Raw genomic sequence first — 17,680 nt, forward strand, 5'->3', positions numbered from 1 at the left:
CACAAGAGGCAACCGTTTAATTCGCCTCGATCAATCCGTATTTTCCGTCTTTGCGGCGGTAGACGATGTTCGTCCGGTTTGTTTCCGCATTGGTGAAAATGAAGAAGTTGTGCCCCAACAAATTCATCTGCAAAATCGCTTCTTCGCTGTCCATCGGCTTCAAGCTGAAATGTTTCGTGCGCACGATTTCAAACTCCTCTTCATTATTCTCCGCCGCGGAAGCGCCGCTTGGCACAGGGGCAACCAGCTTCGCTTCTTTCTCGCGGTCGCGCAGCTTCCGATTGACTTTCGTTTTATGTTTGCGGATTTGCCGCTCGAGCTTATCGGTTACTAAATCGATGGCCGCATACATATCTTCATGGCGCTCTTCAGCGCGCAGCAACAAATGCGGAATCGGAATGGTCACTTCGATTTTCCCTTGTCCATCGTTATAGACTTTTAAATTGACATGGACATTCACGTCATCGGTGCGATCGAAATAGCGCTCCAATTTGCCGATTTTTTTCTCCACGTACTCGCGCAGCGCTGGCGTGACTTCGATGTTTTCCCCGCGAACGTTATACATCATCGCTGACCACTCCTTATCTTTAAAACTGTAAATCCCTACACTTTTTTATTACCCATCCAATCCATGTTTCAATCAAAAATATTTTTGAAGATTTTGTGAAAAACACAGGAAAATATGGTAAGATAGACATAGGTGTTTTTTCTTATGATGTGGAAGGTACGGAGTGTGTGAACGATGCGAAAGGTCCATATTTCCCATGCGAAAAGCGGTGACGTGCTCGCTGTCGACTTGTTCGCCGCCAACGGCAGCGTCCTTTTGTCGCGCGGCGTGCGGCTGACAAGCGGCTACATCCGTTCTTTAGCACAAAAAGGGGTTCAATACATTTATATTGACGACAAACAAACATATGACATCCGCCCGCGCCCGCTCATCAGCCCGACCGTGCGCCAGCAGGCGGTGAAAAAAGTGTACGAGACGATGACGGCCTTGATCGAGCAAAAAAAGCTGCTCAGCCGCGCCTCCTCGCTCGATTTGGGAAAAGAGTATGAAAAAGTGTTCAAAGACATTTTGGACTACTTATTGAAGCAAGAAAACTTGCTCATCAACTTGTCGGATTTGGTCATCTCGAACGGCTACTTTTTCCACCACTCGGTCAACGTGGCCACCATCGCCGGCGTCATCGGCATCGCCAAAGGGTATCGCCCCCAGCAGCTGCTTGACCTCGGCATCGGCGCGCTGCTGTTTGACATCGGCATGACCCAGCTGCCTGACGGTCTTTGGCGGAAAAAAGGAGCCTTGACGGAAGAGGAAAAGGAAATCGTCCGCCGCCATACATATCTCGGCTTCGAACTGCTGCGTCGCCAGCGCAACATCTCGCTCTTTTCCGCCCACTGCGCCTTGCAGCACCACGAGCGGTGCGACGGCAGCGGCTACCCGCGCGCCTTATCGGGCAAGGAAATTCACGAATACGCCCGCATCGTCGCCATCGCCGACGTCTTTGACGCCTTGACGTCAGCGCGCTACCACCGAAGACAATACTCGCCGCACGAAGCAGCCGAATACTTATCCGCGGCGGGCGGCATTTTGGACTACGAGCTCATTAAGCTCTTTCTTTCCTACATCGCTGTCTACCCGGTCGCCACGACCGTCAAACTCAACACCGGAGAAGTCGGCGTCGTCTCGCAAGTGTTTCCGGGTTTCCCGCTCCGCCCCATCGTCCGCGTCATCAAAAATCCCGCGGGCGAGGAGCTGAAAAGTCCGTATGAGATTGACTTGCGGAAAGAGATGAACATCACGATTGTGAAGGCGGTTTGAAGCGAAAAGGACAGCACAGCGCTGTCCTTGCTTTTTTTCCGTTCTCTACTTAAACATCCGTGGCCGCCCGTACAACGAGCGAAACCGTGACAGCACGTTCCCTGCCGCTGCCCCGCGTTCCATGCCAGCTGCCACCCCGTCGGTCATTCGTTCCCGTCGCGTGGCGCTGCGCTGGTCCCAATGCCTCCCTCCGACAGACAAGGCTGGCGGATGATCGTCCCTACCTTGCGTTGGAATGGACTGGCGATGGATTGTATCTCCCCCTAAGCAATGACCTCACCAATGGATCCATCCTCATTGGACGACATACCGCCGCAACCGGCCGGAAACCGCCGCCTTCCAAGCTTGAAACGCCGGTGACAACCGTCCGCAAACAATCCGCTCCTTTGCCGCTGCATCAGAAAACTGCCCGTCAAGTGCCGCGGCCGCGTCGAGCACATCGACAAACCGTTCAAGATGACGGACGAAATCGTTCTCCTCAGCGAACAGCTGCTCTAGATACACGTTCGTCTCGCCGATTTTCCCAAGCGCCAGCAACACATCCGAAAGCAGCACGTCCGCATGCATCCGCCGCGGGTCAGAAAAGCTCGCCGCCACATAGTCGAGCCCTTCTTCGACTGTCTCGAGCAACGCTGCGTATTGGCGGATGATGTCCAGCGCGTCACTCGTCAATTTTGCCATATCCATTCCACCTATCGCCGTTTATCGTAAAACATTCCATCGAACGAAAGCGGCTGCTCGTACGGATGAACATAGCGGGCATTCGCCTGCCGCTTCGCCCCCGCCATGCGCAAATCGTTTCGAATCTCATCACCCACGCGGTGAAGCCGCCTCTCAATTTCTTCATTCCAAGCGATGATCTCGCGGGCAAGCCGCTGCTCTTCCTCGCTGTACGGCGGACGCAGCTCCCGAAGCAGCTCCTCGCGCTCCTGAAGCAATCGATCAACCGTCCGAAGCCGCTCTTCCCGTTCCTCGGACGGCCACGGCAACGCCGTCGCCTCCAGCAGCTCCTTCGTCACCCGCCACACATCATGCACCACGCCCATTACGCCTGCCCGCCTTCCGCGTATTGGCGCTGCCGATGGAGCTGAATCACTTGTTTCCACGTATCGCGAAACTCGACGACATACCCTTCCACCTCGTCCAAAATCGCCGCATCGCTTTTCACATTCGCCTCGATCAGACGGCGGTAGATGTAGTCATACATCGTCATCATCGACTTCGCAACCTCATACTCCATCTTCAATGTCTTCATCAGTTCCAAAATGATGTTTTGCGCCTTAATCAAGTTCTCATTGCGCGCCGCAATGTCCCCTTTCTCGATCGCCTGGCGCGCAAGCTTGATAAACTTCAAGCACCCGTTATACAGCATCAACGTCAGCTCGCCAGGCGACGCCGTTTGCACCGCGTTCGCTTGGTAGTGTTGATACGGATTGTTTGTCGCCATCTTCCGTCACTCCTCTTCTATGATGTTCACCCCATCGCAAAGCCATCATCTGATTCAGCACAACGGGCCGCGCCGCTCCTCACCGCCTACAGCGCCGAACGCCCTTCATTCGTTGCCATCCGTGAGCGGGGTTGCCTCTTCACCCACTGTCACCACGATGGCGCCTTAGCCTTCACCCGCCTATCCCTGCATACCGCCGCCAAAGGCGTTCATCAAGTACATGCTTTGCTGGTTGGCGCGCTGAATCGCCTCTTCCATCGCTGTGAATTGGCGGTAGTAGCGGTCTTCAATCTGTTTCAGCCGATCTTGAAACCGGTCAATTTGGTCATTGATCTGGATTAAATCGCGCCCGATCGCAAACTGCTGGTTCGTCCAAATCGTCTTCCCCGCTTTTTGCTCAATTTTCCCGATCGTCGCTTTAATCGTATCGCGCAGGCGGCGGGCGATGCCTTTCTCCGCATCGGTCGCGCCGTCTTGGTTAAACAACTGATAGACGGCATCCGGATTTTCCTTGATTTTCTCCCGCAACTTCGTTTCGTCAATGATCAATTTCCCGCCGTCTAGATAATTCGACGACGTCGTAATCCCGATTTGCGCGAGCTGCGAGAACCCGCTTGGGATGTTCGCCCCTTCCACTTTCGTGTACACATTCATCCGCATTTTACTGAGGGCGCTGGACAAAATCGAATCACCGCGAAGCATCCCGCTCCGCGCTTTTTCTTCCCACAGCTCAATTTGCTTTTCCGTCATCGCTTCCTTTTGCTCGTCGGTAAGCGGCGGATAGTCGCGGTAGCGCTCTTCTTTCAGCTCGGCGTTGATTTTGGCGATCGTTTCGTTGTATTTGTCAACAAACCCTTTAATGGCGTTAAACATCGCGTCCGCGTCCGTCGCCACCGACACCGTCGCCGTGCCCGTCCCTTTCACCGTATACGTCACACCGTTGATCGTAAATGTGTTCGACGAGCGGGTCGTTCGCAAGCCGTTGATGGTAATGTCGGCGTCTTTCCCTGCCGTTTTCCCCGGGAGCTCCTGCCCCGCTATCGCGCCCGCAAACCCGAGCTTTTGCGCAAAAAAGTCAGCCGTCGTCTGGTCGGCGAGCACAAGGCTCGCCCGCCCCCCCGTCTCTTTTTTCATGATCGAAACCCGCCCGGTTTGCTCGTCGTAAAACGCGCTGACGCCAAGGTCTAGGTTGCTGTTGAGTTGGGCGATCACCCCATCGAGCGTCGTTCCTTTCTTCACTGTGATCGCCGCCTGCTTCGTCGTCCCATCCCCGTTTGTCACGTTAATCGTCAGCGTGACATCGGCGTCTACCGAGAAACTCGCTTTATCCACCCTTTTCGTAGCATCGGACAGCCAGACGGCCGATGTGGCCACTTGATTGACTTGAATCGCCGCCGCCACGTTCGCCGCACTCGAGCCCGCCGTCGCTGTGACGACCGATTCGTTCGAACTCGAGACGGTTTTTTTGAGCATGCTGCTTTGGAGTGTGATGTTGCTGAACAAATAGTCGTCAAGCCCCTGAAGCAACGTGTTCATCGCTCGGTAATCATCGCGCTGCCACTCGAGCAGCTGCTTTTTCTGCTTCAATTTATCAAGCGGCGCCCGCTCCGCTTTCATCAAATCGCTGACGATTTTGTCAATGTCCATTCCGCTCGCGAGGCCGCTGATGCGCAACGTATTCGCCATTTCGACTCACCACCGTTAAATTTTTTTATCCACCAAAAGCCCGACAAACTCCATCATCGCCGCGTACATATCCAACAGCTTTTTCGGCGGAATTTCGCGGATCACCTCATGCGTCTTTTCATCGATTACTTGCACGTAATACTCGTTCAACTCTTTGTGCAGCTCAAACCGAACCGACGTATGGCTCGGCTGCACCAGCTCATTCAAGCCGTTGACCACTTTCTCCACGGCTTCTTCCGAAAGCGGTTGAAAAAGGGAAGAAGCAGAACCCCCCGCTTCTTGAGGCTGCACTGCCGCGCGTTCGACGGTTGCATGCACCTGTTCGCTTCGCATCGGCTCATATGAAAGGAAAGAAGAAGACACCCGTTCAATCGTCATACAAACCGCTCCTTTGTTTTGGACACTTTCTATGATTTATATCGGATGAAACATGGGAAGTGTGAAGGGGGGAAGGAGAGAAATGCGGTGGGCAACGAAGAAAGAGTCCTTCTTGGAAAAATTGATGTATAATACAAGGTATCGAAAAGCAAAGGAGATGAGTACGTTGGGGTTGGAACATTTAGAGCAGTTTTTGAAACAGAAGAAAGAAGAGAGGGAGCGAAAGCAAATCAGCTGTGGCATTCAAGAAGACCAATTCCCTCGAAGACAAAGACGACATCGAATACGCATGGAAAATCGTCACTCCCCCGCCAAACATCCGGTTTATTGATCTAAATGAAGATTCTTTTTCCGACGCTTTATTAGAGGTTCTTGCGCGTCGAGACGGACGGTTTTGTCGGGGGAAGGAAAATTTTGTTTTCACCAGTCTTGTAGATCTATGCGCGATAAACAACTGCACAATGCAATGCCAGCTTTCTCGCTTTAGCGGTTGATAACATCGTTTTACTAGGAGAATCATGAATTTCGGCATGATATGGATTTCGTCGCGACGGACAATATACAAGATGAGCGCCTATATCCATACAAAAACCGGCTTCAACATAGACGACAGCCTTCACTTTTTCCACACCAAAACGGTCTTGAAATCTAGAAACGATCTCTTCCTCCGTTCGCCCGCCGTCTCGGTCAACCGAAACGCCTCTTTTGTCTTTGAACAAAGCAGACGATGGACGGTTCTGCTCCTCATCCCATACAATGCTCGGAAAAACAGCTCTAAACAGCCTTTCTTCCCGTTCGATCTTTGGGTTCATAAAAGTCAACAATGATTCGATTAATCTCCCGCACATCGTATGGGATCGATGTTTCCATTTCACACCCATCTGCATATGACACAAAAACATCAATTTTGTTTTCAAAAAGTTCAAACTCCAAGTAATCGCCATTTTCTTTTTCAAATTCAAGCTGAATGCTATCTCGTGCTGTGGGGAACAGCTTCGGCTGCTTAATGATCGTGTGAATTACATTGAAGACCTTCTCAATCAATTTACCGGAAAATGAATCGGCGCCATTTCCATTCCAATCGCTTCCCAGTTCTCTGATGGCTTGCAGTTTCGCTATGTTTTCTGCCTTTCGCACTTGGTCATAAATAAAGGGAGTCACCCGTCCAAAAGAATGCTCATTTCGCCATATCACCGTTTTCATTGGTGTTGCTGTTTCCTCAACATGAGGCAACCGAACACGTTCCTCTCCCACTGTTTCCCGAATCAATGGTTCCGAAACGGGAAAACGGGCACGGACAGCTTGGGTTTTCGGCAAACGAAAATACTCGTCGATTCCAGTAGATGAAGACTTCTCTGCGCGTAAAATCATCGCTGTGTCCCCTCGTTCCGAATTTGTTCCAACATCATAATATGCTCACCCAGCCACTCGTGAAAAAGTTTCGCGGTCTCCCAATTCATCACAACCCCAGTTGACACATAGCGGATCACATTTTCCTCATGGTCAGGGGGCTGTACATCCGTCTTTCTTGCTGGCTGTCCCGTTCCTTCAAACACGTATGTTTCCTCGTAAGGCAAGGGACGGCGTTCAAAATAAAAGTTCACAACAATCTCCCCCTGCGGAGAAATTCCGCCGTGCGCCCCATTGACGTAGACAGGATTATAGTCATCAGCAAACAAGTATTTAAAATGAACGACCTTTTCTTTGCCAGACATGATACAACCTCCATGCCACAGTCTTTATTTTCATTATGAACATACGTTTTGAAATAAACAAGATGTAACCTTGCCCTTAATACCTAAGGTCCAAATTGTTAACGATACCTAAATCATGAAACCGTATTTTTCCTTTCTCCATTCCCATCGCCATTTCCTGCCGCGGTCACCAATAAAAACTCAGAAAGCGGCTTCCATCAAATAAAAACCAGGCGACAAACCTCGTTATTTTCGATAAAAGGAGAGCACTTTGTTTACCCCTTCTATAACCGTTCGGATATCATATTCGCTCATTTTCGGAAAAATGGGGATCGTTAACGCTCCTTCATACCACTTTTCCGCAATCGGACAAATGCCTTTCTTATATCCTAGTTGTTGATAATAAGGGTGGAAATAAACCGGAATGTAATGAACGTGCACACCGATATTTTCCGCCCGCAGCGCTTCAAAGATCTCTTTGCGCCCAACCCGGAAATGCTCCAATTGCAACTGAAGTACATATAAATGCCAGCTAGAATCAACATATGGAAGTTGATAAGGAATGCATACACCAGGAACGTTAGAAAACGCCTCATTATAGATCGCAGCAATTTCTCGCCGTTTCTGCACAAATGCATCAAGCTTTGTCAACTGGCTGAGCCCAAGCGCTGCTTGCAAATCCGTCATTCGGTAATTGTAGCCGAGATCCACCATCTCATAATACCAAGGCCCTTCATCATTGTTTACATTTTCTGTTATAATCCCATGCGTACGAAAGCGTTTTAATTTATGATAATACTCCTCATCGTCAGTGACAATAATCCCTCCCTCACCAGTCGTAATATGCTTGACAGGATGAAAGCTGAACATCGTCATATCTGCTAACGAGCCTACTTTCTTTCCTTTATAACACGAACCTAGAGAATGAGCTGCATCTTCGATGAAGACGAGACCATATTTTTGGGCGATTTCCCGAATTGGATCTAAATCGGCAGGCTGGCCTGTAAAATCAACGGCAATAATCGCCTTCGTGCGCGGCGTGATGGCCTTCTCAATGAGGCTGGGGTCGATATTGTACGTGTTTTCATCAATATCCACAAACACGGGCTTGCCCCCTACATACCGCACACAGTTGGCGCTGGCTGCGAAGGTAATCGGGGTCGTAATCACCTCATCTCCTTGCGAAATACCAGCCGCATAGCAAGCTCCATGCAAGGCAGCTGTTCCATTGGCAAACGCCACCGCATATTTCGCCCCGACATAGCGGGCCACCGCTTCTTCAAACTGCTGAATTCTCGGTCCTTGTGTAATCAACGGGCTTCGCAATGTTTCGACCACCGCTTGAATATCCTCTTCATCAATCCATTGCTGTCCGTAAGACAAAAAGGATTCACGCACAGGGGTTCCACCATGGATCGCTAGCTTCACGCCTCATTCCCTCCTTGGATACACTGAAGAAAAGCCGCCCCGACTACATCAGGCGGCTCGTTTTGATCCACTCTTCCGTCTTTTGAATCCCTTCTTCAAGAGACACTTGCGGCTCCCAACCAAGCAACCGCTTGGCTTTCTCATAATTGCATCGCAATTTTTGAATCTCGCTCTGTGGATGAATATGGGGAACATACTTAATCCGCTTTTCATCGCCCACAATGAGCTTGGCCAAATCATTGATCGAGATGTCCCTGCCTAATCCAGCGTTCAAGATTTCCCCATTCACCTTATCTGAATAGCCTGCCTGAACAACAAATCGCGCACAATCGTCCACATACAATAAATCGCGTGTTTGCGTGCCATCGCCGTAAATGTGCAACGGCTCCCCCATCAATTTTTTCCGAATAAAGATGGCGACAACCCCGCCTTCGCCGCTTGTTTTTTGATAAGGACCATATGTATTAAACGGACGCACAACGACAACGGGCAGGTGATAAGCATAGAAATAAGACAACACCATATTTTCCGCCGCAATTTTCGCTCCCGCATACGGCGAAGCAGGCTTGGTCGGATGGGTTTCCGCGATGCCTGCTTCATCATGGCAGCGGTCATAGACCATGCACGTGCTCATAAACACTAGTTTCGTGTCATGCTTCCGGCATTGTTCAAGAAGATAAAACGTTCCGACCGTATCGTTGAAAAACGTCGTTCTAGGATCATCAATGGAATCCTGTACATTAATCGATGCCGCTAAATGGTAGCAAAGATCATATTCATGTTCACGAAAAAGCTGGGCAAGCAAACGTTCATCTTTGATATCCCCGACGATGAATTGCTTCAAATTCCGATGATGGCGAAACTCGGAAATATTTTCTTCCCGCCCATTCGAAAGGTCATCCACAATCCAGACATCATGTCCATCATCAAGCAACCGTTTCGCCACGGCGCGCCCAATAAACCCCGCACCGCCTGTCAACAATATTCTCATACGGATCACTCCTTACCATAATAAATCCCATGTCACCGGCGTTCCTTTTTTCACGTCGCGTTTCACGGTTTTTCCAAGCAACTGGTCAAAATATTTCGGCGGCAATCCATTGCCAGGACGAATCGCGCGCACATTTTCCTTCGTCAACGTCTCGCCTGCCTTCATATCTCGCACAATGTATAACGACCGGCGATGTTTCAATGATGCTTTCTCCGCGTCCGTAGGGCCATATTGAACATGGCCGATGCTTTGCCAAGCCCGTTCCGTTTCGATCACTAATGCAGCCATTTCATGCGGTTCCATGGAAAAAGCGGCATCCACTCCTCCTTCTGCGCGGGAAAGGGTGAAATGTTTTTCAATGACAGTGGCGCCGAGCGCAACAGCGGCGACACTGACTCCAATGCCCATCGTATGGTCGGACAGTCCGACTTGACATTGAAACAGCTCTCTCATATGCGGAATCGTCGCCAAATGGGAGTTCTCCGGCGTCGCAGGATAGGTGCTTGTACATTTTAACAAAATCAGATCCTGGCATCCCGCTTCCCTCGCCGCTCTAACCGTTTCGTCCAACTCCGCCGCTGTTGCCATTCCTGTTGAAATAATCAATGGTTTCCCCGTCTCGGCAACCTTGCGGATCAAAGGCAAATCCGTATTTTCAAACGAGGCGATTTTATAGGCAGGCACATTCAGTTCCTCTAAAAACTCAACGGCCGTTTCATCAAAAGGAGTGCTGAACGCGATAAGCCCTAATTCGTTACAGCGTTGAAAAATCGGCTTATGCCATTCCCAAGGCGTGTACGCTTCCTGATAGAGCTTATAAAGCGAATTCCCCCGCCAAAGGTTCTCGGGGTCATCAATCAAAAAATCTCCTTCGTCCATATCGAGCGTCATCGTATCCGCCGTATACGTCTGCAATTTCACCGCATCGACGCCTGCTTGCGCTGCCGCCTCCACGATGGCCAACGCTCTTTCCAACGATTGATTATGGTTACCGGACATTTCCGCAATAATAAACGGTTTATGATTTGGCCCAATAAGACGGTGGCCGATTTGAATGTCTTGGATCAATGAATCATCCCTCCAATAGCGCCTTCACGACCGGATGTACAATATACTCTTTTGTACTCCCCACCAATTCGAGCGCTTTGCGGCTCATGTGCTTCAGCTCTTCCCGTGAAGCCATCGCTCTATCTATGATATCGGCATAATCAGCCGATTTTACATCTGCATGCCAACCTATATTCCAAACGGCTCCGTACGCGGCAGCGTCTTCCGTCGATCGCCTTTGGTTCTCCGCCACGATCGTCACCGCGGAGGGCAGGCCGAGAAAGCATCGTTCCCACATCGACACGCCGCCGGCTCCCAGCGAAAAATCCACCTTTGCCATCAACTCAGCAAGGTAATCAATTTGGCAATGGTAACGAAAGCCCTTTTCACGACAGAATGATTCCACGCGAACACGATTCGAATTGGCTTTCCCTACCACAACGTCAACTTCCACATCAAGAACATCCAACTCTCGAAAAGCATGCAGCGCTTTCTCCGTTTCATTCGTCGGATCGCTGCCGCCGAAAAACAGAAGGATCCGCTTCACTTGACCGTTGCGAAGCTGGGAGAATTTTTTCGCTTCATAAAATTCCGGCCGCAACAACATATATTGAGGACCTAACAATAGACGGCAGCTTGGCGGTACAAGACTATGGTACCGCTGTTGCGCCTGACGGTAATAGTTTTGATCCAACAACAAATCACATTGATGAGGTCGGTTCGCTAAATCATCGATCACCATCATACGGCCGACATAGGCTTTCACGTTTTCTTCCCAGCAGCGGTCAAGCTCATAATGATCGACAATGCACCAATCGAGCGATGGAAGCTGCTTCCTAATCATCTCAATCGTCCGCTTCGCATCGATTTTTTGTACAACAGGTCCTTCGTACACAAGGCGGAGCACAGGAAACCCTTTATGTTCAACCTCATCGCACAAATCCTCTGGGCCTGCCCTCATCGCAAAATAAACGGCGCAACCAGCTTCTTTCAGCATCTCCGCCAACGCCAAACAGCGCATCACATGACCAGTGCCGATCGCAAACGATGAGTCGACACGGAATAAAATATTCATGATCCTATCCGCCTCTATCCATTCAAGCCATAAAATGTTTGTGATACATAACCGTTTCAACGATTTTTTCCGCTCTTGCCAGCCAAGTATGCTTTTCCATGACTTTCTTTCTTCCATTTTCAGCAATCTTCTGCAACGTTGCATTATCATCTAAAAATGACTGTATCCTAGCATGAGGATACGGAGCAAAAGAGTACAAAAGAAGATCTTCTCCGTCCTTAAATTCACTTTCCAAAAATAGATTGTTGTCTGTCAAACTAACGGATCCATTTAGCATAGTCGTAAAAATTCTCTCATGACCACCGTGAACGAAATTGGGCAAAACATTCAGAACAAGTTTGGAGTCCTTCATCTTCTCATATACATCTCCAAAACCAATAGCCCGATTCAACTTTATGGAATGATGATTAGTGAATAAATTTTCCCATCCATTCCCATATACCTCAAATCTAGCATCCAACTTGGCCGTTTCCAAAACCGCTTCCATTCTTCTCCTGTTTCGTATATACAAATCTACATTCACAAGATGGCTCCAAAAGTTAACGTGATGCATATATTCCTGATCAATTCCATAGTCGACAAATACACTCTCAGCTATATCAATTAACGTTTCATTATGAGTATATAAATATTTTTCCATAATTGCATCAAACAATTTACCGATATACTTATCACAGTTTATCCATTGTTTTCGGAAGTGATCTGGATTTGTAAACGTCCCCACAAATAAAATATCGATCTTTCTCTCTTCTATTGTCTTACTTGAAACAGAAACCTCATGATACGAAGAACCATGAGGAATAAAAACTTTGGAATATACTCCATTCAAAAAGGTTCTTAGAAATGAGAGATGGGTTTGATCCACAGTCGAAACAATGAGATTTTTTACTCCTTGGTTTAATCGATTTATATGATACATAGGGTGGTCAACTAAAAAGGCGAATAATGGAGTATTTAAATGGTCATATAAAGACTGATCTCCAACCTTTATGTCAATTCCCATGGCATTCATGGATAAGAAGAAAAATACCTCTTTTTCTCTTAAAACTCTTTCTAGGTCTGCTATCCATGAAGATGCTAGAAGATCTATAATTTTCACTTCAAAACCAAGTTGTTGAAAACTTACAGCGAGATCTTGAATAAAATATCGAAGCACACCATACTGACTTTGCCCATTATAAAGGACAATCGTTTTATTTTGATCACTCATCGCTTTGCCTCCGCGTACACATGTTACACCACCGGTTTTTGCTGAACGTGGGCGTTGAGCTTGGCCACATCGGGATGAGCCAGTAAAAACTGAACGACCTCGCTCGAACGAACAAGCCGATTCCCTTTGAAATGGTTCGCAACGGCCGCGCACAATTGATAGTCTTCTTCGGTATCCAATGTGATGCGCAACTGCGGTTGACAAATGTCTTTCGGCGCTTGAACATAGGTGCGGCGGAATTCACTCGGAAATTCATAGGCATAGTACGTCACATGCTCGCGATGACGCGGTTCTTTGCCATGATGGTATATGTATTCGAGCGCCGAAAACGACACCATTTCAACCACTAGACCGCGCGGCAACTCTCCCTCCACGATGACAATATCCGATGGTTCTGCTTTCATAGCTCCCACAATTTGGTCTGCCAATTCATAATCAACAAACGGACAATCCGCCGTCACACGAATCACATAGTCAGGCTGATAAGGTTTTGCACATTCATAATAGCGCGCAAGCACGTCGCCCTCTGAGCCGCGGAAACAAGATACATAGCGTTTCTGGCACCAATTTTCAATCGCATCATCTTGCATCAGAGTGGACGTCGCCACCACCACTTCATCAATTTCTTCTACTTGTTGGCATCGTGAAACAACATAGTCCAACACAACCGTATCCCCAAGCGGCATGAGCACTTTTCCCGGCAGCCGCGATGATCCCATGCGGGCTTGGATGATGATGAGTGTTTTCAACTGAATCCCCCTTTACAAATCGATTACGAAATCGGCGGGATACCGAATTTGTTTCTTTTCATTCGTTGAACGGATAAATGGATAATCGTTCAAGTTCACCCCTTGGGACTCAAGGAAAAACCAATAAAAACTATCCAAACCAGCTTCGATGCTTAACGTCGAAGCCCCACCGAAGCGGGGATTGCACTCGATGAGATGAAACTGCCCCTCACGATCGATGATCACTTGCATCACCGCATGCCCGTATACCCCTAAATAGGAGGCGACAGCGATACACATGCCCTCTAATTTCTCATTTCTGATCGTTGTGGTGACTTGTGACTCCCCATTCACGACGTAATCCCTTTTTCGAGCCACTGCTCCCTTCGCGTGTCCTGTCCGTGTCATGTAGAGATCGATGCTGATCTCTGTCCCAGCGATAAAAGGTTGAAAAACAGGGGCCTCCAGCTTCTTGGCATGCTGATTTGCTTCCTCTTTCGTTAAACAAAGCCCTATGTTTCTCGCCCCCGCTCCGTAACGCTCCTTCACAACATAGTCTCCATCGTTCAGCTCTTCCAACGAAAGTGCTGTCGGAATGACAGGAAACCCTTGAGCAGAGAGCAGTTCATAAAACCGCAACTTGTCAAGACAAATCTCAATCGCGTTCCGTTCAGACACCATGACAAATATACCGTTCTCTTCGAATACTTGACGATAGGAAGAAAAGAACGGAAGCTCGCCATCTCTTGTCGGTATAATGAAGCGGATGCGCTTTTGACGGCAAATCGAAATGAATTCTTCAACAGTGAACTGTTCGAGTGAAGGCATGTGCCAAAATTCGTCGACAAAATATTGGCCAATGCAGCTACTGTTTCGATCAGCCCCGATCAAAATCCCTGGCATTCCGATTTTCTGCATGGCGCGTCGAACCGCTTGAAGCAACGGAATCTTTTTGGAAATGCTGGTCACCAATACGTGTATACGAACCACCTCTTTCACCAAACGCGGAAAAAGCCCCCTCCACCTACAAACGCCTGTCAATCAATTCGGTCAACGAATGAATCGTCATGTCCGCTTCGTATTCGTCCCCCAACATCGTTCGCATATGATCGCCGACATCTCGAATGATCCGCACCGTGCCCATCCCAAGCCTTTTCGCGGCAATAAAGTCTTTATTGGGGTTATCGCCGATGTATACGCAATCGCGAAAATCCACCCCCAACTCCTCCACCATCTTGCGATACGGCGTTTCGCTCGGCTTCCAATGTTCCCTTCCCAAATCGCCGGTGACGATGATGGCATCTACGACATGCTCGAGTTCAAGCGCTTTGATTTTCGACCATTGCATCGTCGAATCCCCATCCGTGATGATGCCAAGCTTTTTTCCTGTCTGTCTCAAATGAGCCAGGACTTCCTTCGCATCATCATATAGCGAAATATCGGGCCGATGACTGCGATAAAGATGGACGAGGCGGGCAATATCGGCGTCAATACCTAGCTGCTTGCATACGTCATCAAACACCCGCCCGCGCCCATTTCGCCGCCATTCATCGATCAGCATTTGATGAATGCCGTCTATCCCTATGTCTGGACGCTGCTTCGCCAGCTCATTCGCCACCGTCCAAAATCCCGATCTGACGTAATCGTGTTCACAATACAGCGTGTCGTCGAGGTCGAAGATGTATCCTTTGTAGCTCATTCTCCAACGCTTGTAATAGTCTTGGAACACTTTCGAAACCCGTAGAAAAGATTTTATTGCCGATTATAAGAGATTAATTTAGAACGTAATTTTCTCCATGTAAACTTCAGCGATTTCCAAGTATAAGGCGGATTCGCCTGAAGATTATAACTAGCATCTAAATAATTAGGGTAAAGTTCTAAAGCTCTTAGCAGCAAGTTCCTACCTTCCTCTACTTTTCCTCTGATTAACTTCACAGCTCCTAAATTATTTAAAGATGCCCCATCACACTGGTTAACGTTAAGTATCTCTGCAAATCTTTTCTCAGCCTCTATAGCGCTCTCGGTCTTCAGAAAATAAATCCCCTCTAAGAATAAGACCTGCTCATCATTACGGTCGTCATCTTTTAACTCTTGTATAATTGTATAGCCTTCCTCCCATTTGTCTAAACGAAAAAGAATGGAAACATAATCACACATATTCTGCGTGGGAGAAAGTTTCGTCCTTCTAAAGATCGCTTCTTTTATCTTCTTTAATGAATAAGACAACAGCACTTTTTTTTCATACTCATGCATGGTAGACATACTCGCAGATAAATTATGGGAATGTCTTCGAATATCAACTAAATGTTTATTGATATGGGCGATTCCGCTATGTTCACTCATTCGCAACCATAAATCCCAATCTTCTGCATAACGATATTCAGTATTGAATCCACCTACTTTTCGAAACAACTCCCGATTCACTAAAATACCACTTGTCGCGATTGTATTCCTTAATAGCAGAAATCCCAAAGCTTCCTCTTTCCTATATGGACGACCGTAGTTTAACTCATCTATTACCTTGCCATGTTCATCAATATGACGATAGTTGGGATGAGCAAGAAAATACTCTGGCTGATCACCTGTTCGATTCAAACGCTCCAAATGTGCTTGAAGCTCTTCAATTAATAGCGGATGAGCTATATCATCCGAATCCATAAATAGGATCCAATCACTGTCTGCATGCTCAACCCCAATATTTCGTGCATACGAAGGACCTGAGTTTTGTTTTAATTGAATCAACTCTATATTTTTGTTTTCCCGCATCATTCTATTAATGACTTCTAACGTACCATCTTGACTGCCATCATCTACAATAACGATTTTATGGAGTGGCTTTGTCTGATTTAAAAGGCTGGCAACGGTCTGTTCAATATGCAGCTCTGAGTTAAAGGATGGAACAACTGCGCAGATAGCGGTCATAATTTATCACCTCATACAGAAAATTTCCTACAAAAGTACCCAACCTTGCTCCTCATTATTTAAGTTCCTCTCTAAAAATATCCTTGTATAAACTATCCAACTTATATTTCTGATTTTCCCATGAATAGTATATTTTGGCCTGTTCGAAAGATTCTTTCGCAAAAGCATTGTTATTTAACTTATTAACAATATCCTCAGTAATAGACGCTATGTCCTTCCCAATTGGATAAGCAACCCCCACACAGAATTTTTTTACAATCTCAGAGAAAGCAAATCCATCATATGTAAAAAAAGGAATATCAGAAAAGATAGCATCGAATAATTTATTCGGAATAGCGTATTTGTAATTTCTCAATACATTTTCTCCATAGTGATGCGGAAAATACAAGTAACCATCACAAGCATAAACATATTTAATTAAATTTATGTATTCTAATCTACCTAAATATATAATCTTATGAGATTGTTTATGTTCTTCTTTTACATAATCATCCAATAAACCATCACCAATAATAATAAGGCGAAAGTGGTCTGGCATCATCTTAATCATTTCAATAATCGTATCAATGCCTCGATCTGGCATAATGTTTCCGGCAAACACAAAATATTTAAACTCTTCACTGAGGCCAAGCTCTTGGCGTGTTTTTTGTTTGGATTTGGTCATTATATGTGAGGAATAACGAGTATTAAAAATCACCGTCCTAGGGCAGGTGAGAGAATACTCATTGGAAAGAACATGTAACATTTCTTCACTAACAGCTATAACCCCGTCTGCAAACCTTATATAATTCCCGCGATTTTTTCCTAATTGAACAGCAGTATGATATTTATTTATATCATCCCCATAATTTCGCTTTTCAATATAGTCTGGAAAATACTCGTGTGAATCTGCTATCCATTTTGCCTTTTGTTCCCTAGCCATTAAATATCCAATTGGCCACGTCTCTGGGTCATGGCAATGGAAAATATCAAAGCGTTCCTCCTTCAGCAAAGCGTCTCTTAATTGAAAATGTGCTATTAAATATTTATCAATTAACACTGAGGTGCCTAACTTATAATCTAATACTCTCCTAATATGAATATTGTCTTCATAATCATACTCTCGATCGCCTTTTTCTTTTTGGCAAAAGAGCGTCACTTCATATCCTAATTCCACCAAGGTTTTTGTCATTCTCCATATTCTAGGATCTTTATTGCTTGGATGATCTGACAAGACTGCTACTCTCAACTTTTTCATAATTAACACCCTTTA

The 17,680-nt window shown here is 47.1% G+C and carries 20 protein-coding genes; 1 reads left to right on the top strand and 19 read right to left on the bottom strand.

What is annotated here, in order from left to right:
- Window positions 1-16: 16 nt before the first annotated feature.
- Window positions 17-568, bottom strand: coding sequence for a ribosome hibernation-promoting factor, HPF/YfiA family (gene hpf / locus GHH_RS15700; RefSeq protein WP_015375820.1), 552 nt, complete (start codon window positions 566-568; stop codon window positions 17-19).
- Between the two features lie 174 nt (window positions 569-742).
- Between hpf and GHH_RS15705 the strand changes: the two genes are divergently transcribed.
- On the top strand, window positions 743-1,822 hold the full coding sequence (locus GHH_RS15705; protein WP_015375821.1) for an HD-GYP domain-containing protein: 1,080 nt from the start codon (window positions 743-745) through the stop codon (window positions 1,820-1,822).
- Window positions 1,823-2,116: 294 nt separating this feature from the next.
- Here GHH_RS15705 and GHH_RS15710 read toward each other — a convergent pair whose 3' ends face one another.
- The 18 genes from GHH_RS15710 to GHH_RS15795 form a co-directional block, all read right to left on the bottom strand.
- Window positions 2,117-2,503: a hypothetical protein gene (locus GHH_RS15710; protein ID WP_015375822.1), complete on the bottom strand. Its 387-nt coding sequence runs from the start codon at window positions 2,501-2,503 to the stop codon at window positions 2,117-2,119.
- A gap of 11 nt (window positions 2,504-2,514) precedes the next feature.
- Window positions 2,515-2,868: a flagellar protein FliT gene (locus tag GHH_RS15715; protein WP_015375823.1), complete on the bottom strand. Its 354-nt coding sequence runs from the start codon at window positions 2,866-2,868 to the stop codon at window positions 2,515-2,517.
- On the bottom strand, window positions 2,868-3,269 hold the full coding sequence (gene fliS, locus GHH_RS15720; RefSeq protein WP_015375824.1) for a flagellar export chaperone FliS: 402 nt from the start codon (window positions 3,267-3,269) through the stop codon (window positions 2,868-2,870). The genes GHH_RS15715 and fliS overlap by 1 nt, the downstream gene beginning before the upstream one ends.
- Before the next feature lie 180 nt (window positions 3,270-3,449).
- Window positions 3,450-4,955 (bottom strand): flagellar hook-associated protein 2, encoded by a 1,506-nt coding sequence (locus tag GHH_RS15725; protein ID WP_015375825.1) that lies wholly within the window; start codon window positions 4,953-4,955, stop codon window positions 3,450-3,452.
- A 15-nt stretch (window positions 4,956-4,970) separates the two neighbouring features.
- A complete protein-coding gene (gene flaG, locus GHH_RS15730) occupies window positions 4,971-5,333 on the bottom strand; it encodes a flagellar protein FlaG (protein WP_015375826.1) in 363 nt (120 codons plus the stop codon).
- Window positions 5,334-5,770: 437 nt separating this feature from the next.
- Complete coding sequence (locus GHH_RS19030) at window positions 5,771-6,157, bottom strand: hypothetical protein (RefSeq protein ID WP_144052018.1); 387 nt, start codon at window positions 6,155-6,157, stop codon at window positions 5,771-5,773.
- The gene (locus tag GHH_RS15740) at window positions 6,108-6,704 is read right to left on the bottom strand and encodes a hypothetical protein (protein WP_015375829.1); all 597 of its coding nucleotides are present in this window, start codon (window positions 6,702-6,704) and stop codon (window positions 6,108-6,110) included. Before GHH_RS15740 ends, GHH_RS19030 begins: the two co-directional genes overlap by 50 nt.
- Entirely contained in the window at window positions 6,701-7,048 is a 348-nt protein-coding gene (locus GHH_RS15745; RefSeq protein ID WP_015375830.1) for a hypothetical protein, read from the bottom strand. The genes GHH_RS15740 and GHH_RS15745 overlap by 4 nt, the downstream gene beginning before the upstream one ends.
- Window positions 7,049-7,273: 225 nt before the next feature.
- Window positions 7,274-8,455 (bottom strand): UDP-4-amino-4,6-dideoxy-N-acetyl-beta-L-altrosamine transaminase, encoded by a 1,182-nt coding sequence (gene pseC, locus GHH_RS15750; RefSeq protein WP_015375831.1) that lies wholly within the window; start codon window positions 8,453-8,455, stop codon window positions 7,274-7,276.
- A gap of 43 nt (window positions 8,456-8,498) precedes the next feature.
- Window positions 8,499-9,446, bottom strand: coding sequence for a dTDP-glucose 4,6-dehydratase (locus tag GHH_RS15755; protein ID WP_015375832.1), 948 nt, complete (start codon window positions 9,444-9,446; stop codon window positions 8,499-8,501).
- Between the two features lie 12 nt (window positions 9,447-9,458).
- Entirely contained in the window at window positions 9,459-10,514 is a 1,056-nt protein-coding gene (gene pseI / locus GHH_RS15760) for a pseudaminic acid synthase (RefSeq protein ID WP_015375833.1), read from the bottom strand.
- Window positions 10,515-10,518: 4 nt separating this feature from the next.
- Entirely contained in the window at window positions 10,519-11,568 is a 1,050-nt protein-coding gene (pseG, locus tag GHH_RS15765; protein ID WP_015375834.1) for a UDP-2,4-diacetamido-2,4,6-trideoxy-beta-L-altropyranose hydrolase, read from the bottom strand.
- Between the two features lie 22 nt (window positions 11,569-11,590).
- Window positions 11,591-12,778 carry a glycosyltransferase gene (locus tag GHH_RS15770; RefSeq protein WP_015375835.1) on the bottom strand — a complete coding sequence of 396 codons (1,188 nt, stop codon included), beginning with the start codon at window positions 12,776-12,778 and terminating at the stop codon, window positions 11,591-11,593.
- A 23-nt stretch (window positions 12,779-12,801) separates the two neighbouring features.
- Window positions 12,802-13,527, bottom strand: coding sequence for a cytidylyltransferase domain-containing protein (locus GHH_RS15775; protein WP_015375836.1), 726 nt, complete (start codon window positions 13,525-13,527; stop codon window positions 12,802-12,804).
- 12 nt (window positions 13,528-13,539) lie between these two features.
- Window positions 13,540-14,508, bottom strand: coding sequence for an ATP-grasp domain-containing protein (locus GHH_RS15780; RefSeq protein ID WP_015375837.1), 969 nt, complete (start codon window positions 14,506-14,508; stop codon window positions 13,540-13,542).
- Between the two features lie 22 nt (window positions 14,509-14,530).
- Complete coding sequence (locus tag GHH_RS15785) at window positions 14,531-15,205, bottom strand: HAD family hydrolase (protein WP_041470597.1); 675 nt, start codon at window positions 15,203-15,205, stop codon at window positions 14,531-14,533.
- Between the two features lie 53 nt (window positions 15,206-15,258).
- On the bottom strand, window positions 15,259-16,428 hold the full coding sequence (locus GHH_RS15790) for a glycosyltransferase (protein ID WP_015375839.1): 1,170 nt from the start codon (window positions 16,426-16,428) through the stop codon (window positions 15,259-15,261).
- Window positions 16,429-16,483: 55 nt separating this feature from the next.
- Complete coding sequence (locus GHH_RS15795) at window positions 16,484-17,665, bottom strand: glycosyltransferase (RefSeq protein WP_015375840.1); 1,182 nt, start codon at window positions 17,663-17,665, stop codon at window positions 16,484-16,486.
- Window positions 17,666-17,680: the final 15 nt, after the last annotated feature.

Source organism: Geobacillus sp. GHH01, from assembly GCF_000336445.1.
GTDB classification, from domain to species: domain Bacteria; phylum Bacillota; class Bacilli; order Bacillales; family Anoxybacillaceae; genus Geobacillus; species Geobacillus zalihae.

Excerpts from the sequence above, each read along its gene's own strand:
- GHH_RS15740 (WP_015375829.1), bottom strand. The coding sequence starts at position 6,704 with ATGATTTTACGCGCAGAGAAGTCTTCATCTACTGGAATCGACGAGTAT.
- GHH_RS15725 (WP_015375825.1), bottom strand. The coding sequence starts at position 4,955 with ATGGCGAATACGTTGCGCATCAGCGGCCTCGCGAGCGGAATGGACATT.
- GHH_RS15770 (WP_015375835.1), bottom strand. The coding sequence starts at position 12,778 with ATGAGTGATCAAAATAAAACGATTGTCCTTTATAATGGGCAAAGTCAG.
- GHH_RS15710 (WP_015375822.1), bottom strand. The coding sequence starts at position 2,503 with ATGGCAAAATTGACGAGTGACGCGCTGGACATCATCCGCCAATACGCA.
- GHH_RS15790 (WP_015375839.1), bottom strand. The coding sequence starts at position 16,428 with ATGACCGCTATCTGCGCAGTTGTTCCATCCTTTAACTCAGAGCTGCAT.
- flaG (WP_015375826.1), bottom strand. The coding sequence starts at position 5,333 with ATGACGATTGAACGGGTGTCTTCTTCTTTCCTTTCATATGAGCCGATG.
- GHH_RS15755 (WP_015375832.1), bottom strand. The coding sequence starts at position 9,446 with ATGAGAATATTGTTGACAGGCGGTGCGGGGTTTATTGGGCGCGCCGTG.
- GHH_RS15795 (WP_015375840.1), bottom strand. The coding sequence starts at position 17,665 with ATGAAAAAGTTGAGAGTAGCAGTCTTGTCAGATCATCCAAGCAATAAA.
- GHH_RS15745 (WP_015375830.1), bottom strand. The coding sequence starts at position 7,048 with ATGTCTGGCAAAGAAAAGGTCGTTCATTTTAAATACTTGTTTGCTGAT.
- GHH_RS15785 (WP_041470597.1), bottom strand. The coding sequence starts at position 15,205 with ATGAGCTACAAAGGATACATCTTCGACCTCGACGACACGCTGTATTGT.
- hpf (WP_015375820.1), bottom strand. The coding sequence starts at position 568 with ATGATGTATAACGTTCGCGGGGAAAACATCGAAGTCACGCCAGCGCTG.
- GHH_RS15705 (WP_015375821.1), top strand. The coding sequence starts at position 743 with ATGCGAAAGGTCCATATTTCCCATGCGAAAAGCGGTGACGTGCTCGCT.
- pseG (WP_015375834.1), bottom strand. The coding sequence starts at position 11,568 with ATGAATATTTTATTCCGTGTCGACTCATCGTTTGCGATCGGCACTGGT.
- GHH_RS15715 (WP_015375823.1), bottom strand. The coding sequence starts at position 2,868 with ATGGGCGTGGTGCATGATGTGTGGCGGGTGACGAAGGAGCTGCTGGAG.
- fliS (WP_015375824.1), bottom strand. The coding sequence starts at position 3,269 with ATGGCGACAAACAATCCGTATCAACACTACCAAGCGAACGCGGTGCAA.